Source organism: Arhodomonas sp. KWT (genome assembly GCF_010993615.1).
Genome location: NZ_WNXE01000707.1, coordinates 1 through 863 on the forward strand (window position 1 = coordinate 1; position 863 = coordinate 863).

General features: G+C 70.2%; 2 protein-coding genes. One reads left to right on the forward strand and one right to left on the reverse strand.

Annotated elements, in window-relative coordinates; translation table 11 throughout:
- The coding region (locus G7A99_RS21875; protein WP_163144058.1) for a LysR family transcriptional regulator at nucleotides 1-296 on the reverse strand (296 nt) is incomplete at its 3' end.
- A 106-nt stretch (nucleotides 297-402) separates the two neighbouring features.
- Here G7A99_RS21875 and G7A99_RS21880 point away from each other — a divergent pair.
- Nucleotides 403-863 (forward strand): putative sulfate exporter family transporter (locus G7A99_RS21880; RefSeq protein WP_163144060.1); only part of this gene is annotated, 461 nt, incomplete at its 3' end.

The window sequence follows — 863 nt, forward strand, 5'->3', positions numbered from 1 at the left end:
TGCACCTCCCCGCTCAGCTCTGCCGCGGCATCCCCCGGCGCGAGCTGCGCGGGGACGTCCTCCAGCGCCGCCATCGGCGCCGCCACGAGTTCCAGCAGCTGACGCGCCGCCGCCGTGGGCACGATCTCCCGGCCGCGGCGCTCGAACAGCGTGATCCCGAGGGCATCGGCGAGCTCGTGCAGGGCCTGGCTGACCGCCGCCTGACTCAGGTGCAGCGTCGACGCCGCACGCTTGACCTGACCGGTGCGCACGACCGTCGCGAATATCTCGAGCTGGCGCAGGGTGAAGCGATGCATGAGCGCGACGATTCAGTATTGCCTAAGTTATAAATAAATAATAATCGATTTTACGGAATAATTCCCGCGGGTACCGTCTCGCCATCCTTTACCGACGGAGACCGACATGCCCGCCGAGACCACCACCGCCCGCCGGCCGTCCCCGGCGCTGGATCGCTTTGCCGCCGTCGCCCCGGGGCTCGCCCTGTGCGCCGTGCTCGCCGGCCTGTCCTACGCCATCGCCGCCTGGCCGGCGCTCAACCAGGCCGTCCCCCTGAGCGCGTTGACCGTGGGCATCCTCGCCGGTGTGCTCGTGCGCCTGTGCGTGCCGATCCCGGCGTCCATGGAACCCGGGATCCGCTGGACGCTGCACTACGTGCTGCGCACCGGCATCGTACTGCTGGGCTTCCGGCTGGTGCTGCAGGACATGCTCTCGGTCGGCATGGGCGGGCTCGCACTGGTGGTGCTCGCGGTGGGCAGCACCCTGACCCTGGCGGTGGTGCTCGGACGGGCGCTCCGGCTGCCGGACACCCTGAGCGTGCTCGTCGGCTCCGGCACCGGGATCTGCGGCGCCTCCGCCGTGGTGGC